Origin of the sequence: Roseivirga echinicomitans (genome assembly GCF_001592935.1) — a bacterium.
GTDB lineage: Bacteria > Bacteroidota > Bacteroidia > Cytophagales > Cyclobacteriaceae > Roseivirga > Roseivirga echinicomitans.
This window is the reverse complement of sequence record NZ_LRDB01000012.1, coordinates 92880-116231: the sequence shown is the minus strand read 5'-3', so window position 1 is coordinate 116231 and position 23352 is coordinate 92880. Positions and strand designations below refer to the sequence as shown.

At 39.4% G+C, this 23352-nt stretch carries 20 protein-coding genes; 5 read left to right on the top strand and 15 right to left on the bottom strand.

All coding sequences use genetic code 11. The annotated features are described in order from the left end of the window. Positions 1-4: 4 nt before the first annotated feature. From pelF to AWN68_RS09390, 6 genes are all read right to left on the bottom strand, one after another. Entirely contained in the window at positions 5-1522 is a 1518-nt protein-coding gene (gene pelF / locus AWN68_RS09415; protein ID WP_068414521.1) for a GT4 family glycosyltransferase PelF, read from the bottom strand. Between the two features lie 184 nt (positions 1523-1706). Further along, on the bottom strand, positions 1707-5153 hold the full coding sequence (locus AWN68_RS09410) for a pyruvate carboxylase (RefSeq protein ID WP_068414518.1): 3447 nt from the start codon (positions 5151-5153) through the stop codon (positions 1707-1709). 125 nt (positions 5154-5278) lie between these two features. Continuing rightward, the gene (locus AWN68_RS09405; RefSeq protein ID WP_068414515.1) at positions 5279-6205 is read right to left on the bottom strand and encodes a glycosyltransferase; all 927 of its coding nucleotides are present in this window, start codon (positions 6203-6205) and stop codon (positions 5279-5281) included. Continuing rightward, the gene (locus AWN68_RS09400; RefSeq protein WP_157716150.1) at positions 6202-7458 is read right to left on the bottom strand and encodes an MATE family efflux transporter; all 1257 of its coding nucleotides are present in this window, start codon (positions 7456-7458) and stop codon (positions 6202-6204) included. Before AWN68_RS09400 ends, AWN68_RS09405 begins: the two co-directional genes overlap by 4 nt. 17 nt (positions 7459-7475) lie before the next feature. Next, positions 7476-8411: a GNAT family N-acetyltransferase gene (locus AWN68_RS09395; protein WP_068414509.1), complete on the bottom strand. Its 936-nt coding sequence runs from the start codon at positions 8409-8411 to the stop codon at positions 7476-7478. Then, positions 8408-8794: a sugar 3,4-ketoisomerase gene (locus tag AWN68_RS09390; protein WP_068414506.1), complete on the bottom strand. Its 387-nt coding sequence runs from the start codon at positions 8792-8794 to the stop codon at positions 8408-8410. The genes AWN68_RS09395 and AWN68_RS09390 overlap by 4 nt, the downstream gene beginning before the upstream one ends. 55 nt (positions 8795-8849) lie before the next feature. Here AWN68_RS09390 and AWN68_RS09385 point away from each other — a divergent pair, with 55 nt between their 5' ends. Next, a complete protein-coding gene (locus AWN68_RS09385; RefSeq protein ID WP_068414503.1) occupies positions 8850-9722 on the top strand; it encodes a hypothetical protein in 873 nt (290 codons plus the stop codon). Between the two features lie 55 nt (positions 9723-9777). Here the strand turns inward: AWN68_RS09385 and floA are convergent, their stop codons facing one another. From floA to proS, 3 genes are read right to left on the bottom strand one after another with little or no spacing between them, the layout of a single operon-like run. After that, the gene (floA, locus tag AWN68_RS09380) at positions 9778-10782 is read right to left on the bottom strand and encodes a flotillin-like protein FloA (RefSeq protein WP_068414501.1); all 1005 of its coding nucleotides are present in this window, start codon (positions 10780-10782) and stop codon (positions 9778-9780) included. A 2-nt stretch (positions 10783-10784) separates the two neighbouring features. Continuing rightward, positions 10785-11261, bottom strand: a complete 477-nt coding sequence (locus AWN68_RS09375) for an NfeD family protein (RefSeq protein ID WP_068414498.1) — start codon at positions 11259-11261, stop codon at positions 10785-10787. A 44-nt stretch (positions 11262-11305) separates the two neighbouring features. After that, the gene (gene proS, locus AWN68_RS09370; protein ID WP_068414496.1) at positions 11306-12784 is read right to left on the bottom strand and encodes a proline--tRNA ligase; all 1479 of its coding nucleotides are present in this window, start codon (positions 12782-12784) and stop codon (positions 11306-11308) included. Between the two features lie 133 nt (positions 12785-12917). Between proS and AWN68_RS09365 the strand changes: the two genes are divergently transcribed. Both AWN68_RS09365 and AWN68_RS09360 read left to right on the top strand, forming a co-directional pair. Further along, positions 12918-14426, top strand: a complete 1509-nt coding sequence (locus tag AWN68_RS09365) for a hypothetical protein (RefSeq protein WP_068414493.1) — start codon at positions 12918-12920, stop codon at positions 14424-14426. Between the two features lie 26 nt (positions 14427-14452). Beyond that, the gene (locus tag AWN68_RS09360) at positions 14453-15991 is read left to right on the top strand and encodes an OmpP1/FadL family transporter (protein WP_068414489.1); all 1539 of its coding nucleotides are present in this window, start codon (positions 14453-14455) and stop codon (positions 15989-15991) included. A gap of 7 nt (positions 15992-15998) precedes the next feature. Here the strand turns inward: AWN68_RS09360 and AWN68_RS09355 are convergent, their stop codons facing one another. Genes AWN68_RS09355 through AWN68_RS09345 form a run of 3 tightly spaced genes read right to left on the bottom strand, consistent with a single transcriptional unit; the run spans position 15999 to position 18055 of the window. Beyond that, a complete protein-coding gene (locus AWN68_RS09355; RefSeq protein WP_068414487.1) occupies positions 15999-16517 on the bottom strand; it encodes a shikimate kinase in 519 nt (172 codons plus the stop codon). After that, a complete protein-coding gene (locus AWN68_RS09350) occupies positions 16518-17510 on the bottom strand; it encodes a DoxX family protein (RefSeq protein ID WP_068414483.1) in 993 nt (330 codons plus the stop codon). Then, positions 17507-18055: a DUF1599 domain-containing protein gene (locus AWN68_RS09345; protein ID WP_068414481.1), complete on the bottom strand. Its 549-nt coding sequence runs from the start codon at positions 18053-18055 to the stop codon at positions 17507-17509. The genes AWN68_RS09350 and AWN68_RS09345 overlap by 4 nt, the downstream gene beginning before the upstream one ends. A gap of 31 nt (positions 18056-18086) precedes the next feature. Between AWN68_RS09345 and folP the strand changes: the two genes are divergently transcribed. Beyond that, the gene (gene folP / locus AWN68_RS09340) at positions 18087-18944 is read left to right on the top strand and encodes a dihydropteroate synthase (RefSeq protein ID WP_068414478.1); all 858 of its coding nucleotides are present in this window, start codon (positions 18087-18089) and stop codon (positions 18942-18944) included. After that, entirely contained in the window at positions 18941-19789 is an 849-nt protein-coding gene (gene cdaA / locus AWN68_RS09335; protein ID WP_068414475.1) for a diadenylate cyclase CdaA, read from the top strand. Before folP ends, cdaA begins: the two co-directional genes overlap by 4 nt. Before the next feature lie 54 nt (positions 19790-19843). Here cdaA and AWN68_RS09330 read toward each other — a convergent pair whose 3' ends face one another. The 3 genes from AWN68_RS09330 to AWN68_RS09320 are packed head-to-tail and all read right to left on the bottom strand — an operon-like array spanning position 19844 to position 23350. Then, a complete protein-coding gene (locus AWN68_RS09330; protein ID WP_068414472.1) occupies positions 19844-21007 on the bottom strand; it encodes a 6-bladed beta-propeller in 1164 nt (387 codons plus the stop codon). Between the two features lie 20 nt (positions 21008-21027). Beyond that, positions 21028-22185, bottom strand: a complete 1158-nt coding sequence (locus AWN68_RS09325; protein ID WP_068414469.1) for a 6-bladed beta-propeller — start codon at positions 22183-22185, stop codon at positions 21028-21030. A 13-nt stretch (positions 22186-22198) separates the two neighbouring features. Next, entirely contained in the window at positions 22199-23350 is a 1152-nt protein-coding gene (locus AWN68_RS09320) for a 6-bladed beta-propeller (protein ID WP_068414466.1), read from the bottom strand. Positions 23351-23352: the final 2 nt, after the last annotated feature.

Below are 23352 nucleotides of genomic sequence, written 5' to 3'. Positions count from 1 at the left end.
CAATCTAGCTTGATTGTTTTTTCTTCTTTAAACTCTTTGTGTAAACGGATTCATATATATTTTCATAAGACTCGATGAAAATATCTAGTGTAAAATTATCTATCACACGTTGACGGGCACTTTTCCCCATTTCATCTCTCAATTCGTCATTGGTCAACAATTCAATCACCTTGGATCCAATGGCCTCTGGATCCCTCGGTTTACATACAAAACCCGATTCTTCATCAATTGCTTCGCTAACTCCTCCAACATCAGTAGCTACAACTGGAATGCCACAACTCATAGACTCCAGAACCGTAAATGGAAAGCCTTCAGAAATGGAAGTAAGAATTGAAATATCTCCTTCACTAAAAATCAGATGCGGCTGACTGTGAAACCCCTTTAAAAAGAAGTTATTTACCAAACTCAACTCTTCGATCAAAGCCTCACATTCTTCAGTGTACTCTGGTACGGCATTCTTATCCCCATAAACCAAATATTGAACATCTGGTATCGTTTTCATTACCACAGCGCAAGAACGAATCATGGTAAGTACATCCTTAAGCTCAAATATCCGGGCAACAGCTACTACTGTGGGAATACCTCTCAAATGCTCTGGTTTTTCTCTAGGCACAAACCTCTCATGGTCCACACCATTGTAGGTGATCTCAATTTTTTCTCTATCAGCCCCATACATCAATTCCCAAGTGATATTGAATTTATTTACAGAGAGTATTTTATCCGCCTTGTAATAGGAAAGTCGAGTAATACATTCTGTTAGCTTTATTAAAAATACTTTTATAAAATAAGAGTAGTCAGAACGGTTGATGTACAACAAGCGCTCCCTTACATAAACACCGTGTTCGGTAATGATCAGCGGAGTACCATACCTGTATTTTGAAACCAAAGCTGGAATTAAAGGAAAGCCTGAAAGCGTGATATGAGAGACGTCTACTTTTTCGATTGGAATAGAAAAAGGGATCAAGAACCTATATAACCAACGTAAACCAACAGTCAAATCAAAGAGAGTAGCATCTATACCATTATTATCAGCCTCTTGAATGGCAGCTTCCTGAAAAACTAACCAAACCTCTTCACTTTTCATGGTCTCTTTGTAATCGTAATTCTTAAAATATTCCCACATACTTCTGAACACGAAATCCAAGGCTTTCATATCCTCGGAGCCACTGTATAGCAGATCAAGAAATTTTCTAAAAACTGGAACGAAATGCTCTTCAATAACTTCAGGAGAAGTATTCTCCTTCTTACTCACCACCTTATAATATTCCTTACTGAAGCTCACATAATCCTGAGGTTCGTCTGGTGCCCAAAGGGGGACTTGAATTATCTTTTTTACATTTTCACTCAACTCAAAAATGGGTTCTTTTTCAAATCCTGCATTGATAGAATAAAGAGTGAAATCCACATTCGAAACCCTGTCACAGAGCATGTGACTCCAAGTAGAAATCCCACCACCGTAAAACGGATAGGTACCTTCTGAAATTAGGAGTACATTGATTTTTTCCTTCTTCTTAATGGGCATATAGGTTGAAAGATTTCATCCCCTGTAAGTCCAATTCTCTCAAAAAGAGACGAACAGGTTGAATAAATATTTTGTTGCAAAAATAACATAATAAACTGGCGGAATAACTTAAAGCTATTCCCCAACCCTATTATATTAGTACACATTTTGGTATAAAACTATTTAATCAGCCATCTTGGCCTAGCTACTCCATTTCTATTACCAAGTCTTCTTGGTCTAGCATTGTTCCAGGCTGTAGGTGAATTCTCTTCACTTTACCTGCCTTGGGAGCTGAAACGGTAGTTTCCATTTTCATTGCTTCAATGACAAACAAGCCAGCATTCACTTTTACTTCTTGGCCTTCCTTTACTTTGATTTCGGCCAATCGTCCTTGTAATGGAGACCCAATTTCATTCTCTGATACCGCCTTACGGTGCGCAACTTTAGTCACTTTCACATTTAGGTCTTTCACCTCAATGACCCTAGTCTGTCCATTCAGGTCAAAATACACTTTCCTTATGGCATCTTCATCAGCTTCAGACTTGTGCAACATTTTCACAATAATGTGCTTGCCCTTTCCTATTTGGACAAAAACTTCTTCATTCTCTTTTAAACCATAAAAGAAGGCTTTTGTTGGAAGATGACGTACTTCTCCATAAGTCAGCCAGTGCTCATAGAAATCTCTGAATACTTTTGGGTAGAGTTTATAAGATAGGAAGTCCAGTTCATCACAGTATTGATCAAAATCGGTTTGAAACTGTTTAAAGTCCTTTTCAAAATCCACTGGCTTTAAGTGAGCATTCGGTCGATCAGTATAGGCTGTTTTTCCTTTAAGAATAATCTTCGACAATGCCTGAGGAAAACCTCCAAGCGTTTGCCCCAAATCTCCCTTAAACAAGCTTACCACAGATTCAGGAAAAGAAAGAGATTCGCCACGGGTCATGACATCTTCGACTGTGAGGTTATTTGAAGTCATATAAATGGCCATATCCCCAACCACTTTGGATGATGGTGTTACTTTTACGATGTCACCAAACAGCTCGTTAACCACAGCATAATTCTTTTTTACTTCTTCAAACTTATGCTCCAAACCTAAAGCTGCTGCCTGCGGACGCAAATTAGAATACTGCCCCCCTGGAATTTCGTGATCATACACTTCAGCAGTACCCGCTTTTAAACCACTCTCGAATGGATAGTAATACTCACGAACATCTTCCCAATAATTGGAGTACTCGTTGAGTTTTATCAAGTTGATTTTTGGGTCCCTTTCATGACCTTCCAGACAGGCTACCAACGAGTTAAAGTTAGGTTGTGAGGTAAGACCAGACATTGATGCCACCGCCACATCCACAATATCCACCCCAGCTTCAATGGCTTGAAAATAGGTCGTTGCCTGCATCGATGAGGTATCATGGGTATGCAAATGAATTGGCATGTCCACTGACTCTTTTAGTGCCGTAATCAATTTAGTGGCGGCCATTGGTTTTAATAAGCCCGCCATATCTTTGATACAAAGTATATGCGCTCCTTCATCCTCTAAAGCCTTTGCCATATCAAGGTAGTACTGAAGGTTATATTTTGAGTTCGGGTCCAGCACATCTCCCGTATAGCAAATACAAGCCTCGGCAACAGAGTTAGTTCTTTCACGCACGGTTCTAATACTCACCTTCATGTTCTCAATCCAGTTCAGCGAATCAAATATTCTGAAAACGTCCATGCCGTTTTCAGCAGTTTTTTCGACAAAACGCTCAATCAGATTATCGGGGTAAGCCGCATAGCCAACTCCGTTAGAACCACGCAATAACATTTGAGTTAGGATATTAGGCGCTGCTTCGCGAATAAGCTTCAACCTGTCCCAAGGATTTTCATTTAAGAACCGCATGGAAACATCGAAAGTAGCTCCACCCCACATTTCTAAAGAGAAAATCTCTGGGTGATTTTTGGCAAAACCATCCGTCACTTTTAGAATATCCAAAGTCCGCATTCGAGTGGCCAAAAGTGATTGGTGCGCATCACGGAAAGTAGTATCTGTGAATAATATCTGTTTTTGTTCCTTGATCCATTTCGCCAAGCCATCTGGGCCGCTTTCTGTCAATACCTGCTTGGTGCCTCTTGGGTGAGGAGCAAGCCTGTCACTGGTAGGTACTTTTGGCTCTCTAAAATGAACATAAGGGTCGATCCGTTTTACATTCGGGTTTCCGTTTACCGCTACTTCTCCCAAATAATTCAACAAGCGTGTTGCTCGGTTCATAAACCGTGGCATTTCAAAGAGTTCTGGGTGAGATTCTATGAATTTCACCGTAGCCTCTCCATTATAGAATGTAGGGTGCTTTAGTACGTTTTCCAGAAACCCCTTGTTGGTTTTAACGCCTCGTATTCTGAATTCTGAAAGTGCTCTTTGTAACCTTTGAGAAGCCCCCTTCAATGTTCTTCCTTTCGCTGAAATTTTCACCAGCATGGAGTCGAAGAATGGCGATATGGTTACACCTGCGTAGCAATTTCCTGCATCGAGCCTGATTCCGAAACCACCTGCACTTCGGTACGCTATAATGGTGCCGTAATCCGGTTTGAATCCATTTTCTGGATCTTCAGTAGTAATCCTGCATTGGATGGCAAAACCATTGCATTGCACATCGGATTGATCTTTGATGAAGATTCGAGGATCGGAAAGTGGATAGCCTTGTGCAATTTCAATTTGAGAACGAACAATATCGATCCCTGTAATTTCTTCTGTAATGGTATGCTCTACTTGAACCCTTGGGTTGACTTCAATAAAGAAAATATTCTCATCGGCATCCACCAAAAACTCAACCGTACCAACATTATTGTAATTAACCTCTTTGGTGATTTTTAGTGCATATTCATACAATTTATCCCTAGTGGCTTGACTTAAATTAATGGAAGGAGCAACCTCCACTACTTTCTGATACCTCCGTTGTACCGAGCAATCGCGCTCGTACAAATGCACCAAATGGCCATAGTTATCACCCATAATCTGCACTTCGATATGCTTAGGGTTATCGATGAATTTTTCCATGAACATCGTGTCATCACCAAATGCTTTTGAGGCTTCACTTTTAGCCTCGTTAAATGATTTCTCTAATTCAACTTCTTCACGCACTACCCGCATTCCACGACCTCCACCACCTGCCGCAGCTTTCACCATAACTGGAAAACCAACCCTTCGTGCTTCTTTTAGTACTACCTCATATGAGTCCAGCAATTCGTGACTGTCTTCAATCAAAGGCACTTGGGCTTTTCGAGCAATAATTTTAGCCTGAACTTTATCCCCCAGCCTTTCCATTACTTCTGGTTCCGGCCCAATAAAAATGATTCCAGCTTCCTTACAAGCCCTTACAAAATGTACGTTCTCTGAAAGAAAACCATAACCAGGGTGAATAGCGTCTACTCCTTCGTTTTTGGCCAAAGTAATGATTTCCTGAATATCTAAATAAGGCTTAAGCGCCTCTTCATTATCTCCAATTTGGTATGCTTCGTCTGCCTTGTACCTGTGTAAAGAATATCGATCCTCATAGGTATACATGGCTACCGTTCTGATTTTCAGTTCAGAAGCAGCACGTAAAACACGGATTGCAATTTCGCCTCGGTTAGCGACTAGCAGCTTTTTGATTTTATTGATTTTGGGATCCATAAAGATAAGGGGTGGTCTTTAAGAGGTAAGATAAGAGAATCTGTGATAAACGGCTATGAATAGACCATTATGATTTTGAAAATCATAAAAGCCATCTCGATCTAAACCCATAAGATTAGACCTATTTACACTCGCTTTCGGTCGAGCCCTAACCGAATTAAAAGACCAAGAAACTGTAGCTTCAAAACACTTCTGCCGATATTCTTTACCAAAAATATGTACTGGTCAGCCATATCGTAGGCTTGATAGCGAATGCACTGACGATGTTCGTAGGACAGTCTTTCATAGAGTGAATCTAACTCTGATTTACTTTTGCATAAGCTGAATGCCTTTCTACAAACGGATAGTACCGATTGCATATATTCATTCTCTTTGTGCTTATATCGCGCAGCTGACATACTGCTTTTCAGCTTGCGTTTTTGTATCAATACCTCATCTATAAAAGTGTACTTATAATGACGGGAAGAACGCAGCCAAAAATCAAAATCTTCATAAGCCAAGCTTTCATCATAACCTCCCATTCGATCAAAAACACTTTTGCGGACAATCATGGTTGGCGTACAAATAAAATATCGTTTGAGCACCATTTCAAAAATATCGCCTTGAGGAATTTTTTGAATCAACTTTTTTTCAAGTAGCGTTTTATTATGATTACCGATAATCTTCGACTCGGAATTGATATAGTCAGCATTAGAAAAACTTACTCCGTATTCTTCATCCAAAGTCTCCAGCCGCTTTACACTTTCACTTAAAAAATTGGGATGCATGACATCATCTAAGGCAAAATCCACAATGTATTTCCCTTTTGCAAGCCTCAAACCTTTGTTGAAAGTGCAAGTATAGCCTTCATTATCAGTATTGGCAATAAAGGCTACTTCTGGTTTATCTTGAATGCTCTTTTTGATTGCTTCAACACTAGCGTCTGAACTTCCGTCATCCAAAATTATCACTTCGATTTCGGTATGGATTTGACCAAAAACCGAATTCAAAGCCTCTTTTATATAAGGAGCATGATTATAGGAAATACATATTACCGAAACGAGTGGATTCATTTAAATAAGAATTTCCTGTTAAGCAGAATGAGGATAAGAAAGAAGCCAATATGGCGCCATAAGTAAGCTAATGTAAGGGCCTCCAAATTAAACCTGTCCATGAGTGCATAGATCAATATAATATATATGAGTGCTGAGAATAGCTGTGCCACAATGTATTTTACGGTTTGCACCCGAGCCGAAAGCAAATACGCCAAGAGATAAGAAAGAACACAAAAGAAGTCACCAATTGCTTGAAAACGAACCAGGTATGCGGCTCTATCAAAACCTTTGGCAAAAAATAGATTCAATACAAACTCACTATTTAGATAGTAAATACCTAAACAGATAACTGTTATAAACGCGACAAAGCCCATTACTTTAAGTACGTAGCTTCTTAAGGCTATTTCATCATGAATGAGCGAAGCCATTTTAGGGTAATATACTACACCCACAGTCCCACTAAACACAAGCAAATAACTACTCGACATTTTTGTCACGGACTGCCAAAGACCAGTTCGGTCTAAACCATAGAGTTCAATTACATAATCGCGAACCATAAAATCCAACAGTTTGCCAAAGACAATGGAACTGATGGCCATAAGTACAAATTGGCTGATTTTCTTTAACGAAGCGCTATCAGGAACACCTATGGAAAGTTTAATCTTATCCTTGTTAAGAATAAAGTAGACCAACGAACAAAAGAACATAAGTGCGTAACCCACCACAAAACTAAGGAGTGCTTGATCGAGGTTTCCCAAATTTACCGACCAAAACACTACTGCTACTAAAAGTAGGATTCCAGAAATACTAACAAGGGCATAGCCCTTTACATCACGAAACGAAAGAATCACTGAATTAAGCAAACCCGTCATCAGCATTAAAAAAATGGCGGGCAGAAAAATTATCAGGAACTGACCAATGCTGTAATGTTCCACAAATCGACCAAAAAAGTAATCCTTCCACCAAAAATAGAGTATGGCAAAAATCACTATGAAAATCAGGTTGCTTATCCAAAAGCCAGTTTGCCATAACTTGTGTTTGCTCTCTTCACTGGCTTTAGGGTCGGACCAATGTTTCATTACCGCTCTGTTAACTCCTTCTGAAGGAAGCAGTGTAAATAATGAAGTTAGATTCTGAAAGTGAGAAAGTAGGGTGATACCGTTGGTCCCGAAGAAAACGGCAAAGAGTTTATTAATGGTTAGGCCACCAATGGCGCGAAACACCACCGCAAGAAACGACCACCGAGAACTTTTAAAGAATTGAGACGCCAACAGCAAAAGATTTAATGCTAAGATACGGCTTTCCTAAAACTGTAGCTCAAAAAGCTTTGTCCACCTAAGTGCGACTTAAACTGCCAAAGCCCTTCGTTTACCTCACCGTTGAGGTAAGACGTACCTAAATCAAGGTAGTTTAATCCCTCCGCTCTGCAAAAGTCATAAAGGCCTTCTGTAAGCAATACATTGGGACTCAACGGGTCATATTCAGCATGGTGTGCAGGAGAGAAATTATAAAGCACACAGTCAGAGGCTAAAATACCGATGGTGGCCGCAATAATTCGTTTACCATCTTTCACTACAAAGGGAATATATGCTTCGGAGTTTACCTTTTGTGCCAATTTCATTTGAGGCCATTCCATTGACAATTCATAGCCCTTTTCCTGGCGTTGCTTTTTAACGAAGTCAAATACATCGGCCAACTTATGTTTTGGAAGCCTACTGAACTCAAAACCAGCCTCTTTACATTTCTTCAATTTTCGGACTTCCATTGAAGCTAAGTTTAACTCAAAGGCTTGGTCAGTAATCGAGATAGCTTGATATTCTAGCTGTTCTTCCAAGTCAAAACCTGCATAAACTAAGTTCTCCTTGAGCAAGAATGTATTGCTGAAATAGCAATTGGGAGCCAATTTCATTTGGATGGAATTCACTCCTTGCACTTGGAGTTTTCTAAGTACTTCAAAAATAAAGAAAGTGATTTCTAGGCTAGTCAAATCATCGGCTAAAGCAAAGCCACCAAACGGAGCTCGATAAGGGCTGAATACAGTTCCTTCTTCCAAAGAAAAACCAATATGGCCTAATCCAATATTCGCTGTGGTGTCAAGTAAATAGAAATGAATTTGCGGCAATTGATTGTTGCCAATAAGAAAATTAGGCTGTGTATAAAGTAATTCAGAAAATCCCTTTTTGGACTTCTCTGAAAATTCCTCAACCACTTTCAGGTTTCTCATTTGAACTCAGAGCGTTTTCGTATGTAATCATTCTCATCGAACTCATCAGAAGCAAGTCCGATCATTATGGCATTTTTGCTGAAAATCATTCGGCCCCACCACATGGGCGGAATGTAAAGTGCCTTATCAGCTTTGTCTAAAGTGCAATTAAATAAGTCTCCCTTTTTCGACTCTAGCAGAACTTCGATTTTACCCTTTAACGCAACAATGACTTGCTCACCCGTTTTATGAGCATGATCGCCTCTCGCCTGTTGTTCTGGCAAATCATACAGCCAATACACTCGCTTTATTTCGAAGGGAATGCTTTTCAACTCTTCTAAAAAAGTAAGATTGCCCCTTAAATCAGGATTCGAATCGAACGTATACACTTCAGGTTTTTTCACGGCAGTTATTTAATCACTAAAGTAACAATTAATCTATTCTGTATCTTCGCGCGTTATGCTTTACCTTCTACTCGCTATACTGGGCAACGTTGCAGTTTTTCTATCTTTTAGATCGTTTACAAGGTTTAAAATTAACACCTTCCCCGCCATTGTTACCAATTACTTGATTTGCGTAATCACTGGAAGCATTTATGTTGGTTTTGGAAATATAAAGTCAAACATCGCTTTCGACCAACCTTGGTTCTATAGTGCTTCAGCATTGGGTTTATTATTTATAGGGACATTTTACCTCATGGCTTTAACTACCCAATTAAGGGGTGTTGCAGTAGCTACGGTAGCGACCAAAATGTCGCTGGCCATTCCAGTTTTGTTTAGCTTGTTCATTTTGAAAATTGGCACTTCAGAACTAGGCCCTTGGAACTACATCGGTATTGTTACCGCTTTTGTGGCCATATTCTTGGTGTCTAAGAAGAAGGTATCACTAGAAGTAAAAGAACCCTTATCTATTGGCTATGTAGCCCTACCTTTTGTTGTATTCTTAATGGGAGGCGCATTAGACACTTGGTTAAATTACGCCAGTGAAAACTTAATTGAAGTCCATATAGAAGGTATCTACCCTATAATCACTTTTGGTACTGCATTTATTATTGGCAGCATTGTGATTTTGGTAAAGAAAATTAAGGTGACTAAAAAAGAGATTATGGGAGGTCTTTATCTCGGTATTCCCAATTACTTTTCCATTTACTTCCAAATCAAAGCCCTTTCTGCTTTCGACAACAATGGCGCAGTACTATACCCTGTATTGAACATCGGAATCATCATTACTTCAACAATTTTAGCCGCATTCATTTTCAGAGAATACCCCAGCAAGCTTAATATTATAGGGATTGTTCTCGCTATCGTAGCCCTTGTTTTGATAAGCGTATAACAAAAATGGGCCACCCGAAAGGACAGCCCATTTAAATTTTCTCTTAAGGAAGTTCTTATTTTTTATCCTTATCGTCTGGCTTTCTTCTTGTAGTCGCCTTTTGCTCTGGATTAGCTATGGATTCTCTCATGTCAGTATCGGCCTGAATATTTTCCATTTTATAATAATCCATCACTCCTAAACGACCACTTCTGAAAGCTTCGGCCAACGCTCTAGGTACTTCCGCTTCTGCTTCAATTACCTTAGCTCTTGCCTCTTGCGACTTGGCTTTCATTTCTTGTTCTTCGGCCACAGCCATTGCTCTTCTCTCTTCCGCTTTAGCTTCAGCTACTTTCAAGTCAGCTTGTGCTTGGTCCGTTTGAAGTATCGCTCCAATGTTCACTCCTACATCTACATCTGCAATATCAATTGAAAGGATCTCAAATGCTGTTCCAGCATCCAAACCACGGCTCAATACCAGTTTTGAGATTTTATCAGGATTGGCCAATACTTCTTTATGTGAAGCTGCAGAACCAATTGAGGTTACAATACCTTCTCCTACTCTAGCGAGGATCGTGTCTTCACCAGCCCCCCCCACCAATTGTTGGATGTTTGCTCTCACCGTTACTCTTGCCACTGCCACCAACTGAATACCATCGGCAGCTACAGCAGCTACTTTAGGGGTAGTGATTACTTTAGGGTTTACAGAAATCTGAACTGCTTCAAATACATCTCTACCAGCAAGATCAATTGCTGTGGCTTGTTTAAAGCCTAATGTAATATTTGCTTTATCTGCAGAGATTAATGCTTTAATTACTGATGGCACATGACCTCCTGCTAAGTAGTGCGTTTCCAGTTCATCAGTTGTCAATTCAAGCCCTGCTTTAGTTGCAGTAATCATTGAATCAATAATAATTCTTGGCGGCACTTTTCTTACTCGCATTAACACTAACGCCAATAAACTCACTCTTACACCAGAGAATCTGGCAGTAATCCAGAGTCCAACTGGTACAAAATAAAAAAAGGAGAAGAAGACAATTATGCCCGCTCCAACCGCTATCAAAACAATGTAATCCTGCATATCTAGTTATTATTTAATAAATCTACTGTAATACGATTACCCACTAAATGGATGATCTTAATTTTGCTTCCTGATTCAATGTAAAAACCTGGAGAAGTTACTTCATAAGTTTTTTCGCCAAATTCAGCCTTACCAATGGGTTTCAAATCCGAAATGGCAACACCAGCCATTTCTAGTGCAAGCCCCTCAGAATAACCATCATTCACTTTTGTGTTGTTTGAACCTTTGAGTGAATAGCGTTCCCATGCCTTTGACTTAAAGCTAAAGTAAATAGCTATAGCTGATACGGCAAAAGAGCCAACAAGCACATAATTTCCAGCGGTTGACCCATGATTTTCATAGGTTAAATACACTCCCACACAAGTCAACAAAAAACCTACAACTCCAACAATGGTAGTTCCGGGAACAAAAAGTAGTTCCACATAGATTAATGCTAACCCAATTACGACAAGTAATATTATTGTTATCCAATCGCTCATGAACTCTGTTTAAACTTGTTCGAATATACTATTATTTAACCACATCAATAAGCCTTTGCAAAAAGTACTCGGCCTGTTGATGGTTTCCCAGAATAGATACAAACTCCAGCTTCTTCCTTTCTATCTAAAGGAATACAACGAATAGTCGCTTTGGTCTCTGTCTTAATTCTATCTTCCGTTTCAGAAGTGCCATCCCAATGGGCAGAAACAAAACCACCCTGCCCCTCAAGTACCTTTTTGAAGTCATCATAAGTATCAACTTCAGTGGTATTTTCTGCCCTGAAATCGAATGCCTTTTGATAAATAGAACTCTGAATCTCGTCCAACAAAGCCTCTAGTTTATCAGCCAAGTTACCTTCTAAGTTAAAAAGCTCTTTGACACCGGTGTCTCTTCGGGCAATTTCAACAGTATTGTTCTCTAGGTCCTTCGGACCAATGGCCAACCTTACAGGCACACCTTTCAATTCCCATTCAGCAAACTTGAAACCAGGTTTGTAAGTATCTCTGTTATCGAATTTGACAGAAATACCTTTGGCCTTTAAGCATTTAGTTAACTCTGCTACTTTATCGGAAATAGTTTGAAGCTGCTCTTCTCCTTTATATATAGGCACAATGACCACCTGAATTGGAGCCAATTTTGGCGGAAGCACCAAGCCTTGATCGTCTGAATGGGCCATGATAAGTGCTCCGATTAATCGAGTGCTCACGCCCCATGAAGTACCCCAAACGTATTCTTGTGTTCCTTCTTTGCTGGCGAACTTTACATCAAAAGCCTTTGCGAAATTCTGCCCTAAAAAGTGAGAAGTTCCTGCTTGAAGTGCCTTTCCATCTTGCATCAAAGCCTCGATACAATAGGTTTCTACAGCACCCGCAAATCTTTCGCTTTCGGATTTTATACCCTTTACCACAGGCATGGCCATAAACTCTTCAGCGAACTGAGCATAAACATTCATCATTTGAACAGATTCGTCAATGGCTTCTTGCTTAGTAGCGTGAGCCGTATGACCTTCTTGCCAAAGAAATTCGGCAGTTCTTAAGAAAAGGCGTGTACGCATTTCCCAACGAACAACATTTGCCCATTGATTAATAAGGAGCGGTAAATCTCTGTAAGACTGAACCCAGTTTTTATAAGTGCTCCATATCACCGTCTCAGAAGTCGGTCTCACGATGAGCTCTTCCTCTAATTTAGCATCAGGATCAACTACCACTCCCTTTCCATTAGGGTCCTTCATCAATCGATAATGAGTGACTACGGCACATTCCTTGGCAAACCCCTCTACGTGATCTGCTTCCTTACTCAGGTATGATTTCGGAATGAAAAGAGGAAAGTATGCATTCACATGCCCTGTCTCTTTAAACATTCTATCAATTTCAGCCTGCATTTTCTCCCAGATGGAAAAGCCATAGGGCTTAATCACCATGCAACCACGAACGGGTGAATTTTCAGCTAAATCTGCTTTTTTTACCAGTTCATTGTACCACAATGAGTAATCTTCACTTCTTTTTGGTAATCCTTTGCTCATATCAGTTGTTTGGTATGAATCTTGTTTGTTAACGGTTGTTAAAATAGTTCTTACAAAGATATATCATTCGATTATTTTATCGACCCATTTTGATAAATACACGTTAACTTAAAAAAGCCAAGGAGGAAACATCATGAAAAAACGAGACTACATCCGAATTTTAATGGCACCACTCAGTATGCTTGCCGTGTTTGCATGCGCACCAGACCAATTTCAATCTTCTCAAGAGTATGATGATGTATATTTTACATCAGCAGACAGGACTAGTAAACCAACGATTATTGAATCGACACAAGAAATTGAGTCATCTAACGAAAAAGCATTTTCGTTAGGCGATTATTCAAGCGAATCGGTAGACCCTACATTGGTAAGTAAATACAACAATAGCCAAGATGGAGAAGTAGTTTATTTTGAAGAAGGCCCCATTGTTAAGCAAGCTAGAGACTTGAACTACGATGACTTTATTTATGATTATGAAAACGAAAATTTGGCCTATTATGAACTTCCCTTGGATTGGAATACAGATTGGGATAAATGGAGTTTTAATAAGATAATGGTAAATGACTTTCAGTTTCAATTGGCTTGGTACGAACAATATTATCTAAACCGAGATTCTAGAATGAACACCTACCTATCAGGAGGATATGGTAAGAGAAGGAATGGATTGACTGTCCCTAGAGTTGGCCTAGATATATTTGGGTCGAGTGTTTTTTACCCTGGCTTCTATGTAAGTATGTCTTATGTTACTTTAAACAACTTCTACGGACCATCAAATTTCTTCATCAGGTCACCATATTATGGCTCGCCATGGAGTTATAGAGATTTTTATTCACCATACTACGTGAATTATTACGGGTGGTGGGATATAAACAATAGAAACCCTGGCAGATATTACACTGGTAATTATTACCACAATTATTACTACAATAAAGAAGGAAGTAGAGATGACAGAGATATCACGAGAGGCGGTAGGATAAGTTCAACTTCTGTAAGCAGCGTGAGAACTGATGCTATCAATGGCTCAACTCCTAATACACGTTCGTCTAGATATGCAAGTAATTTAGGGGCCCAAGGATCAAGAGCAGGGGGGGCAGATGGTTTCCAAGTAGTTGGTGGAAGAAATAGCTCAACAGCTACTTCATCTGGTAACGCAAGAAGCTCTAGAGTAAACACTAATGCTTATCAGTTTTCAAATGATAGCCGATTAACACGGTCAAACGTAGTAAGAAGTAGTAACGCGAGAAGCAGCAGATCACAGACTTATGCAGATTCAAGGTCAGCATCCAGTTCTAGTGTTGTTTCAGGAAGAAGCAGTTCTTCAAGCAGTAACCTGTTTAGTAGATCCAGTTCTACAAGGTCTGCTACACCAAGCTATAGCCGATCATCAAGTAGCAGCAGTAGAAATTCAGGCGTTTCAAGCAGCAGGTCTTCTTCAAGCTCATCTAGTAGAAGTAGTGGTGTCTCATCCAATAGAAGCAGCAGCAATAACTCTTCTTCTAGTAGGTCATCTGGAACGGTTAGCAGTTCTTCTTCAAGAAGTGGAAATTCAAGTTCAAGCTCTAGCAGTAGATCTGGTAATAGTAGCAGTTCAAGCTCGAGCTCAACTAAAAGTAGTTCATCAAGAAGCGGAAGAGGTAATTAATAATACTCACAAAAAACTCACAAAACATGAAACTTGGAATAAAGCTTATTATGATAAGCCTGGGCGTGGTTTGCCTATTTCAAACCTCTCAGGCACAGATTCAACAAGGATCTTTTGGCTACTATAATGATGCCTTAAGGTATAGTCAGTTGCAAAATTTCGGGACGGCACGGTTCTCAGCTTTGGCTGGTTCAGGCTCGGTGTTAGGGGGCGATATTAGTTCCGCCATTTATAACCCCGCAGGGCTAGGTGTATTTAATAGGTCACAGTTTACTTTCACCCCTGGCTTTTCTTCTCTACAAACAGAAGGAAACTCCTTTGGCTCCACGAATAAAGATGAAGCCAATAAGTTCTCCATTGCCAATTTAGGCGTAGTGATCAATTTCAATAAAGGAGATTTAATCCCGGGTTCATTTAGAGGTGGTTCATTGGCCATCACTTATAATAGAATCAACGACTTTAATAGAAATGTGCTATCGAGTGGCTACAATGGGGATAACTCCATTATCGACAATATGCTTCAGCAGGCGGACGGTTTTTTTCCTGATGAGCTCAATGGTATTGCACAAACCGGATACGATCATTACATCATTAATCCCAACCCAAATGATCAGACACTTTACCACTCCCCTGTACTGGGCTTCCCAACACAAACTGAAACGATTAGAACCAAAGGTTACACCGATCAAGTGAACATCGCTTACGGAACCAATTTTGATGATAAAATATATTTAGGTGCCGGAATGGGGATTACATCTTCTAGCTATTCGAACAGTAGAATTTATACTGAAAGCTTCAATAATGAACCACTTTCTACCTTTAAAATTGATGAAAGACTTGAATTAAATGGCACCGGAATAAATTTCAATATTGGCGCTATTGTTCGTCCAGTAGATGTATTAAGAATCGGTTTGTCTTATACCTCTCCTACTTTTTATAATTTCAATGAGGAAGGAGATAATGTTTACACTTCCGAATGGAACAATTACGATGTTTCAAATTTCAGAGATGATCAGAATAACCGTTTGATCTTGGAGGACACCGTGTTGAACACCTTACAAACGGCCACCGACATCTTCATTTCCACCTTCAATTTGAGAACACCAGCAAAGCTTAACGCTGGGTTGGCCTTTTTCTTCAACAAAAATGGCTTTATCACTGCCGATATTGAGCACTTAAATTATGCAAATGCGAATGTATCGTCAAGTGATTTCTTTTCGGGAAACGACAACAGAACAATAGAAAATATTTACAACTCTGTAACTAATGTCAAACTAGGCGGTGAATACCGCTATGAAATGTTCAGGTTTAGAGTGGGCTATGCAAATTATGGTGACCCCTATAAAAGTAATTTTGACGAAGTAGATTTAGATAGATCAAAAAAGATCGTCTCAGGGGGATTAGGGATCAATATGGGCAAATACTTCTTTGACTTTGCTCTTGTCAATACCAAATACGATGAGTCATTTAGAAGCTACAGAATGGCGGTACTTGAGGATTCGCCATTAACAACAATCAAACATAATTTCACAAATGCTAAACTGACTTTCGGATTGAATTTCTAAACTCAGTTTAAGGCTCTAAATGCGAGACAATCTTATCCAATGTGATTCGATTGTCTCGCATTTTTATTTTAGCCTCATTGTAAAAAGAGAGTCTACCTTCAGCCAAATCGCGTACTTCCTGAATCAAGTCTTGCTGATCATAACTTTTGAATAATGGCCTTTTTTCAACGCCCTGATCTATTATTCTTAAGGCTAAATCTCCAGGACTCACATCTAAAAATACAGTAATCCCCATTTCATTCATGTGATCCATATTAAAGTGAAAGCAAGGCGCTCCTCCTCCAGTAGCCATCACAAACTGGTCGTTTGTTGAGCCAAGGTTTCTGAGGGTTTCTTTCTCAATAATCCTGAAATTCCCTTCTCCTTGAAAACTGAAGTATTCGGGAATAGATTGACCCACCACTTTTTCAATTTCGGTATCCAAATCTATGAACTGGACACCTAAGTGTTCGGCCAATTGCTTACCTATTGTTGTTTTGCCGGAGGCTGGCAATCCCACTAAGTAAATTCGCTGGACTTGACCCATTTATCTAAAGTTCGACATTAAATCGCTGGCCGATGGGATGTCGTTATAATGCCATTTTTTCAATATAGTCCCGTTTTCCACCAGCACTAAACCTGGGTTTGAACGCACCATAGTTTTAAGTAAAGTCGCATCAGAATAAACATAAGGAATGGCCAACTGAACGCTGTGTCTTAATGTTTCAAACTGTTCACCTGATGATGAGGTAAGGGCTATTACCTCCACTTGATTTCCTAACGCACTGATCAAGGAGTTTAAATCGACATACGATTTATCATTAGTTTTTTCAGCTTCATGAATTACCACCAACAATTTCCTTCCAGTCAAGATACTCTGAGTTTCATCTGCGGTATCACTCCACATGGCAAAGTTGGAAATCTTAGGCACCTCATTTGGCTCGTTCGGTGGGGGGAGCATTTCGGTTGGAATATGAGTACCTTCCTTATAGGCCCTGAAATCGATAAAAGGTAAATGAGCAATGGCCAAAAATGAAACTACCAAGCAAAACACAAGCGTTCCAGCCAGGACTATCGACTTATTCTTAAAGGCCAAAGTAATTTCTTCTTTCTTCCGATTAAAGAATAGCACTAGAATTAAGGCCAACAGAATAATATCTTTAGTGAACGATTCCCAAGGGGTAAGTTTTATGGCGTCTCCAAAACAACCACAATCGGTTACTTTATTGAAGTACGCAGAATAAAAAGTAAGGAAGGTAAAAAACACGATCATCGCGAAAAGCAGCTTGGTTACAAGTTGTGGTTTATACTTTAACAAAACAGCCAGTCCGAGTACAATTTCAAGAGTGGAAAGCAAAACCGAGAGGAACAGTGCCGCTGGTTTTAGGGTTTCAAAAAATGGAGCGATATCGACCGAGAAAACGGTGAAATATTCTTCCAACTTTATTTGTGTGCCAACGGGGTCGTTAATCTTAATAAGGCCAGAGAAAATAAAAAGTGCGCCTACCAAATACCTAGAAATTGTGGTCAATAGTTTCATGATTTTGAAAATTTCATTAAGATCAAACAAAACACTGCGTAATTGATCATGTCTTGATAATTGGCATCAATTCCTTCAGAAATAATGGTTTGTCCTTGATTGTCCTCAATTTGCTTCACCCGAAGCAATTTCATTAGAATAATATCCGTCATAGAACTTACGCGCATGTCGCGCCAAGCTTCACCATAATCGTGGTTTTTGTCCATTAACAGATTAAAAGTACTTTCTACTTTTTCATCATATAGTGGCTCCAAAGTTTCTACCGCTACTTCGAAAGGCTCATCCTCTCCCAATTCCATTTGGATCAAGGCAATAACACAGTAGTTTATAATCCCAATGAACTCTCCAGCGATATCATCCACTACTTTCTGGTTTCCTTTGTTTTGAATAGATTGAATGCGTTTGGCCTTGATGAAAATCTGATCGGTGATAGATGGCAGCCTGAGGATTCTCCATGCCGTTCCGTAGTCTTTGGTTTTCTTAAGAAATATGTCTTTACAGGCCTCTATAACTTGCTTATATTCGCCTACCGTTTGCTCCTTCAAGTTGAGTGATTTTAATTGCTAAAGGGAATTTTTGAAAGCGAAAGATAAAATATTTCAGGTTAAAAAGACATTGAACTTACGTGGAAATCTAGTTTCGCTCGATACGCCAGCAGTAATGGGTATTTTAAACATCACCCCAGATAGTTTTTACTCGCTTAGCAGGCAGAACAGTGAAAAAGAAATTCTATATGCTGCGGAAACCATGTTAGCAGATGGCGCCCTCATTATTGACATTGGCGGTTACTCTTCTCGCCCTAATGCCGAAGATATAAGTATCGAAGTAGAAACAGAGCGAATCAGTAAAGCCATAGCGCTTGTCATTAAAGAATTTCCAGAAGCTTATATTTCCATCGACACTTTTAGAAATTCCGTAGCAAGTGTGGCTATCGACCAAGGCGCCTGTATCATCAACGATATTTCTGGAGGAACCTTGGATGCTAAAATGTTTCACACAATAGCAGAACTAAATGTGCCTTACATTATGATGCATATGAAGGGTACTCCTCAAAACATGACCCAACAGACCAACTACAAGAATCTATTAAAAGACATTACTATATTTTTTAGTGAAAGAGTTGAAAAACTGCGATTTCTGGGTGTGAAGGACATTATTCTTGACCCTGGTTTTGGTTTTGCAAAAACTTCAAAACAGAGTTATGAGATTCTCCAAAATTTGGATTATTTTAAAGGAATGAGGTTACCTTTACTCGCTGGCTTATCCAGAAAGTCTATGATTTATAAAACTTTAGACATTACGGCTAAGGAAGCACTCAACGGCACAACAGCTTTGAACATGGTCGCCCTTATGAATGGCGCTTCTATGCTCAGAGTACACGATGTAAAAGCCGCTGTAGAAACTGTTAAATTATATAAAGCAATATATCCTTGATTTACGCCTTTAAAATAGGATTTCTGGACGTACGCTATGTCGACATTATTGACATCCTGCTTGTAAGCGTATTGCTATATCAGGTTTACAAGCTCTTAAAAGGAAGTGTCGCTGTGCGGGTTCTAATAGGTTTTCTTTCACTCTACCTTATTTATCTGGTCGTAAGGGCTGCCCAAATGGAATTGCTCGCTGGTATTTTAGGCCAGTTTATGGGCGTGGGGGTTTTGGCTGCCATTATTATTTTCTCTCAAGAGATCAGAAAATTCTTACTTATTCTAGGTAAAACTTCGTTCCGAAAAAATGGAGTCTTTGAATCGCTTTTGATATGGCGAAAGAAGAAGCCCAAGATTAACATGAACCTCACTGCCGTTATTGAGGCTTCAAAAAATCTATCAGGTTCAAACACTGGAGCTTTGATGGTATTTTCCAGAAATACTGAATTAAAATTTTATGCCGATTCGGGTGATCTTCTAGACGCCTTTATTTCTAAAAGATTATTGATTTCAATTTTCAATAAATATAGCCCACTACACGATGGAGCTGTGATTTTGTATGAAGGGAAAATTAAGGCCGCACGTTGCCTTTTACCAGTAAGCGAAAGCGAAAACCTGCCTGCTCAATATGGTTTGCGACACAGGGCTGCGCTCGGAATGTCTGAGGCTACCGATACACTTATTCTTATCATTTCTGAAGAAACCGGACAAATGTCCATTGCTAGAAATGGCAAGATCTACAGTAACCTTTCAGCGCCTGAAATTCGAAAAAAGCTAAACAAATACCTAAGCGAGGAAGAAGAGGAAGCTCCAGAAAGCGACAAAAAAGAAAACTTGGAAGCCGTTTCTTAATCAGGCCAAAGTAATGCATAGAGACTGTTACATTACTTTGGTTTAAATTCCCTACTAAAAATCTTTAAATTTCACCCAAAGAAGCACTGGATTCTGAGAAGACTCAATTTCTTCAAGCCTTGTGCCTTCATGTAATTTGTATTGCTTCTTACCTAGTCCGCTAAGCAAATGGGGGATATCCTGAGGTAGAATACTAAACAGCATTCTATCATCTTCCCAAGCCAAAGGGTATAGAGAATATTGTTTACCTCCCTCCATGTTTAAATCCAAAATCTCATAGCCTCTTGTTCTTCTATTGAGCACCAATTGAGAATATTTACCTGGAGCAGTGTAGTAGGTAAGGTAAATCAATTCATTGCTCACAAAAGGGTTCATAGCCCAAACGGACCCTTCTTCGTGAATACGTCCCATCACACTTGGATCTTGCATTGCAACATCTTTTCCACCCCAAAGCCAATCCTTGCCAAAGTCAATTTGGGCTATGGCTTTACTCTTCTTGTCCTTCAAATAGAAAATAGTATCATTCAATATAGAGTGGTATGTCAAGTCCTCCTTATAGCGTTTAAAACTGTTGATCGACAAGAGCAGTGGTACTCTTAAAAGCCCAGTGTTTGGGTTTGCCATGGCTTCAACATTAAACTCCTTATCTAAGAAAAGCACGTTGTAAAAAAGGCTATCCTGATAGGGGTAGAAATTCATATTAACCACGTACCCATCTTGGTATGGGTATATATGTGTAGGTCTAAAGGAAAGGTCTCTTTTGCTCTGCCCATTGCCTTCAAAATCATATGATAACAATCGTTTGTTGAAATAGATGGTAACCGAATCAGAATTGGTCCAGAAATTTTGAACAAACAGATACTCATTTAAGTCATTACCCTTGTGGCTAAATTCACTAATGAACTCCCCGTCTTTCGTGTATGTAAACACTTCTCCCTTACGAGCGGTGGAGAAGTGAAGCTTACCATCCGTTCCTCTTTCAAACGATAATATATCACTCAACTTAGCCTCTTCAGTTTCTTCCAAAGCCAAGATTTCAACATTCTCAATTAAATCTGTAAATGCGGTGGGTTTGTTTTCCACATCAATCGGATAGGCGCGAAACTGGTCATCATTGACCGCAACTGTTGTGGTATTTTCAGACTTGTTATCTGAACACGAAATGGCTAACAGGCCAACTAAAACGAATGTTATTACTGCTTTTACTTTCAATTTCATCTTTAAATTCTTTGTACTGACTAGTTAAAGTCCTTGAACTTCACCCACAATAATACTGGGTTTTCTGAAGATTCTATACTTTCTAGCGTACTCCCCTTCTTGAAAGTGGCATTCCCTGGGCCAATTTCCTTAATTAATTCGGCCAAATCGTAAGAATTCAAACTAGCAAGCAATACGTCTCCCTCCCATTTAATAGGTGCAAAAGCATAACTTTCTTCCACATTCTTTTTATTGTCTATTTGATAATAACTTTCTGAATTTCTATCGATCAACAGCCAAAACGCCTCCGAGAAGCTTGTATTGAAGTTCATATAAATTTTTGAATTCCCCACTTTAGAATTAAAAATCCATACCAAACCACTCTTCTCTATACTATTCATCGCCTTTTGCCCATCAGCCCTCATTTCTTCATCATTCCATAAATATTCAGTACCGAAATCTAGCTTTAACAATGGCTTGACGGTATTATCCTGAATGAGAAAAACGGTGTCACTGAAGATCTCTCTGTACAACAAATCATCATTATAAGGCGCTAAACTGTTTACGGTAGTGACAATCGGAAAAGGGATCACGTTTTTATAAGGGTTTTTCATTCCGGTCATCTTCAGCTGATCGTCATAAAAAACAACATTAAACTTGAGTGAGTCGTTTATTGGCCTTCCGTTCATATCACCAACATAACCATCATGATAAGGATAGTAATGGGTGGGCTTAATACTTGGTTTTATCTGTCCAAGGTATTTTCCTTCAAAATCATACTTATTTATGTTTCCCCTCTGGCCATCATGGATGAACAATGTATCTTTCTTTATCCAAAGATGCTGTATACGACCATATTCTTCCGGGCCATCTCCCTGTCTATTGAAAGTCGAAATGAACTTTCCTTGATCGGAATAAACAAACACATTCCCTTCCGACCCGCTGGGGAAAATTATTCTGCCTTTTACTTCAGAAAGACCATAAACCCCACTCAACAATCCTTCATCCGTTTCTTCCAAGCCCATTATTTCAATGGACTCAATCATGTCGGAGAGTTTTCGTTTCTCTGATTCTATAGACAGAGAAATGACCTTAAACTCGTCATTGGTTTGATTTTTCTCTTCAGTAATACTCTCTTTTTGACTGCCACAGGCCGTAAAAAATGCAGCAACAAGTAGCGCTGGAAAAACTCGTTTCATATATTCTGATTTCTTATTTCAATTCTTTAAACTTTACCCACAATAATACCGGGTTTTCTGATGATTCTATTTCTTCTAAAGTAGTGCCTTGGCGGAATTTGACCTTACCCTCTCCTAATTCTTCAATCATACTGGCTACACTTTCAGATGGTAAGCTGCAAAGTATTCTATCTCCATCCCATTGTACGGGCCTTAGGCCAAGTGTTTCTTGATTCGCCATTGAAAAATCGATGATCTCATACTGACCAGTTTTTCGATCAATCCATACATAACCTGTGCGGTTTCTATAAGAGGCTAATATAGTTTCTGGACCCACGTAAGGCTTAATTGTCCATACCAATTCTTTGTTCCTCATTACTTCCCTATTTTTAACCCGATCTAAACGATCAGCGTCATCCTTCCAGCCCCACTTACTTCCAAAATCAAGGTTGAACAGAGGTCTGGCATCCTTATCCTCCAAAACAAAAACAGTATCACTGAATGGGTCATGGTAGACTATTGTATTTTTATAGTCCGCAAAACTATTGGCTCCAATAAGGCCAACTTCATGCCGTTTTGATGGATTCATCATTGACCTAAGCCTCATGGCTGAATCAAGCAACATAATGCTATAATGTGTAGGCCCTTCCGTAAACGTTTGACTTAAGTCCAATGCATAACCTCCCTCATAAGCGTAAGCGTGAAAGGGAGAAATTGGGAGCTTCTCTTTGGCTAAAAATGCCCCTTCTAAATCATACTGAATAATAAAACGACCTACAGAATATAACCCAATATGCCCATTTGTCACCCAAAAATTACTAAACCCTGGATATTCCTCGGGCCCCTCCCCTTTATGGTTGATCCTTCTGACCAACTCTCCTTTTTTTGTAAAAACATGAATATCCGGCTTAGACATTCCAGCCAAAACATACTGACCTTGAGAATGGCCAATAAAGGCCACATTCGTTAATAAAGATTCAGGAGTTTCTTCTAACCTCATCACCTCCGCTTCTTCAACCAAATCAAAAAAAGAGGTGGGTGCTTTCTCTGGATCTATACTGTAAGATTTAAAGTCATCAATATCAGAAGTGGAAACACTCTCCTTTTCCCTATTACTTGAGCAGGACATCAAACCGAAAAAAAACAAGGCGTAACAAGCGGTAAGTCTTATATAGAATATTTTCATAC

What these genes read in the sequence shown, in the direction of transcription:
- AWN68_RS09320 (WP_068414466.1), bottom strand. Translation starts at nt 23,350, where the DNA reads ATGAAAATATTCTATATAAGACTTACCGCTTGTTACGCCTTGTTTTTT.
- AWN68_RS09375 (WP_068414498.1), bottom strand. Translation starts at nt 11,261, where the DNA reads ATGAGCGATTGGATAACAATAATATTACTTGTCGTAATTGGGTTAGCA.
- AWN68_RS09385 (WP_068414503.1), top strand. Translation starts at nt 8,850, where the DNA reads ATGCTTTACCTTCTACTCGCTATACTGGGCAACGTTGCAGTTTTTCTA.
- AWN68_RS09395 (WP_068414509.1), bottom strand. Translation starts at nt 8,411, where the DNA reads ATGAGAAACCTGAAAGTGGTTGAGGAATTTTCAGAGAAGTCCAAAAAG.
- AWN68_RS09365 (WP_068414493.1), top strand. Translation starts at nt 12,918, where the DNA reads ATGAAAAAACGAGACTACATCCGAATTTTAATGGCACCACTCAGTATG.
- AWN68_RS09350 (WP_068414483.1), bottom strand. Translation starts at nt 17,510, where the DNA reads ATGAAACTATTGACCACAATTTCTAGGTATTTGGTAGGCGCACTTTTT.
- floA (WP_068414501.1), bottom strand. Translation starts at nt 10,782, where the DNA reads ATGCAGGATTACATTGTTTTGATAGCGGTTGGAGCGGGCATAATTGTC.
- AWN68_RS09360 (WP_068414489.1), top strand. Translation starts at nt 14,453, where the DNA reads ATGAAACTTGGAATAAAGCTTATTATGATAAGCCTGGGCGTGGTTTGC.
- AWN68_RS09330 (WP_068414472.1), bottom strand. Translation starts at nt 21,007, where the DNA reads ATGAAATTGAAAGTAAAAGCAGTAATAACATTCGTTTTAGTTGGCCTG.
- pelF (WP_068414521.1), bottom strand. Translation starts at nt 1,522, where the DNA reads ATGCCCATTAAGAAGAAGGAAAAAATCAATGTACTCCTAATTTCAGAA.
- AWN68_RS09325 (WP_068414469.1), bottom strand. Translation starts at nt 22,185, where the DNA reads ATGAAACGAGTTTTTCCAGCGCTACTTGTTGCTGCATTTTTTACGGCC.
- AWN68_RS09410 (WP_068414518.1), bottom strand. Translation starts at nt 5,153, where the DNA reads ATGGATCCCAAAATCAATAAAATCAAAAAGCTGCTAGTCGCTAACCGA.
- proS (WP_068414496.1), bottom strand. Translation starts at nt 12,784, where the DNA reads ATGAGCAAAGGATTACCAAAAAGAAGTGAAGATTACTCATTGTGGTAC.
- AWN68_RS09405 (WP_068414515.1), bottom strand. Translation starts at nt 6,205, where the DNA reads ATGAATCCACTCGTTTCGGTAATATGTATTTCCTATAATCATGCTCCT.
- AWN68_RS09355 (WP_068414487.1), bottom strand. Translation starts at nt 16,517, where the DNA reads ATGGGTCAAGTCCAGCGAATTTACTTAGTGGGATTGCCAGCCTCCGGC.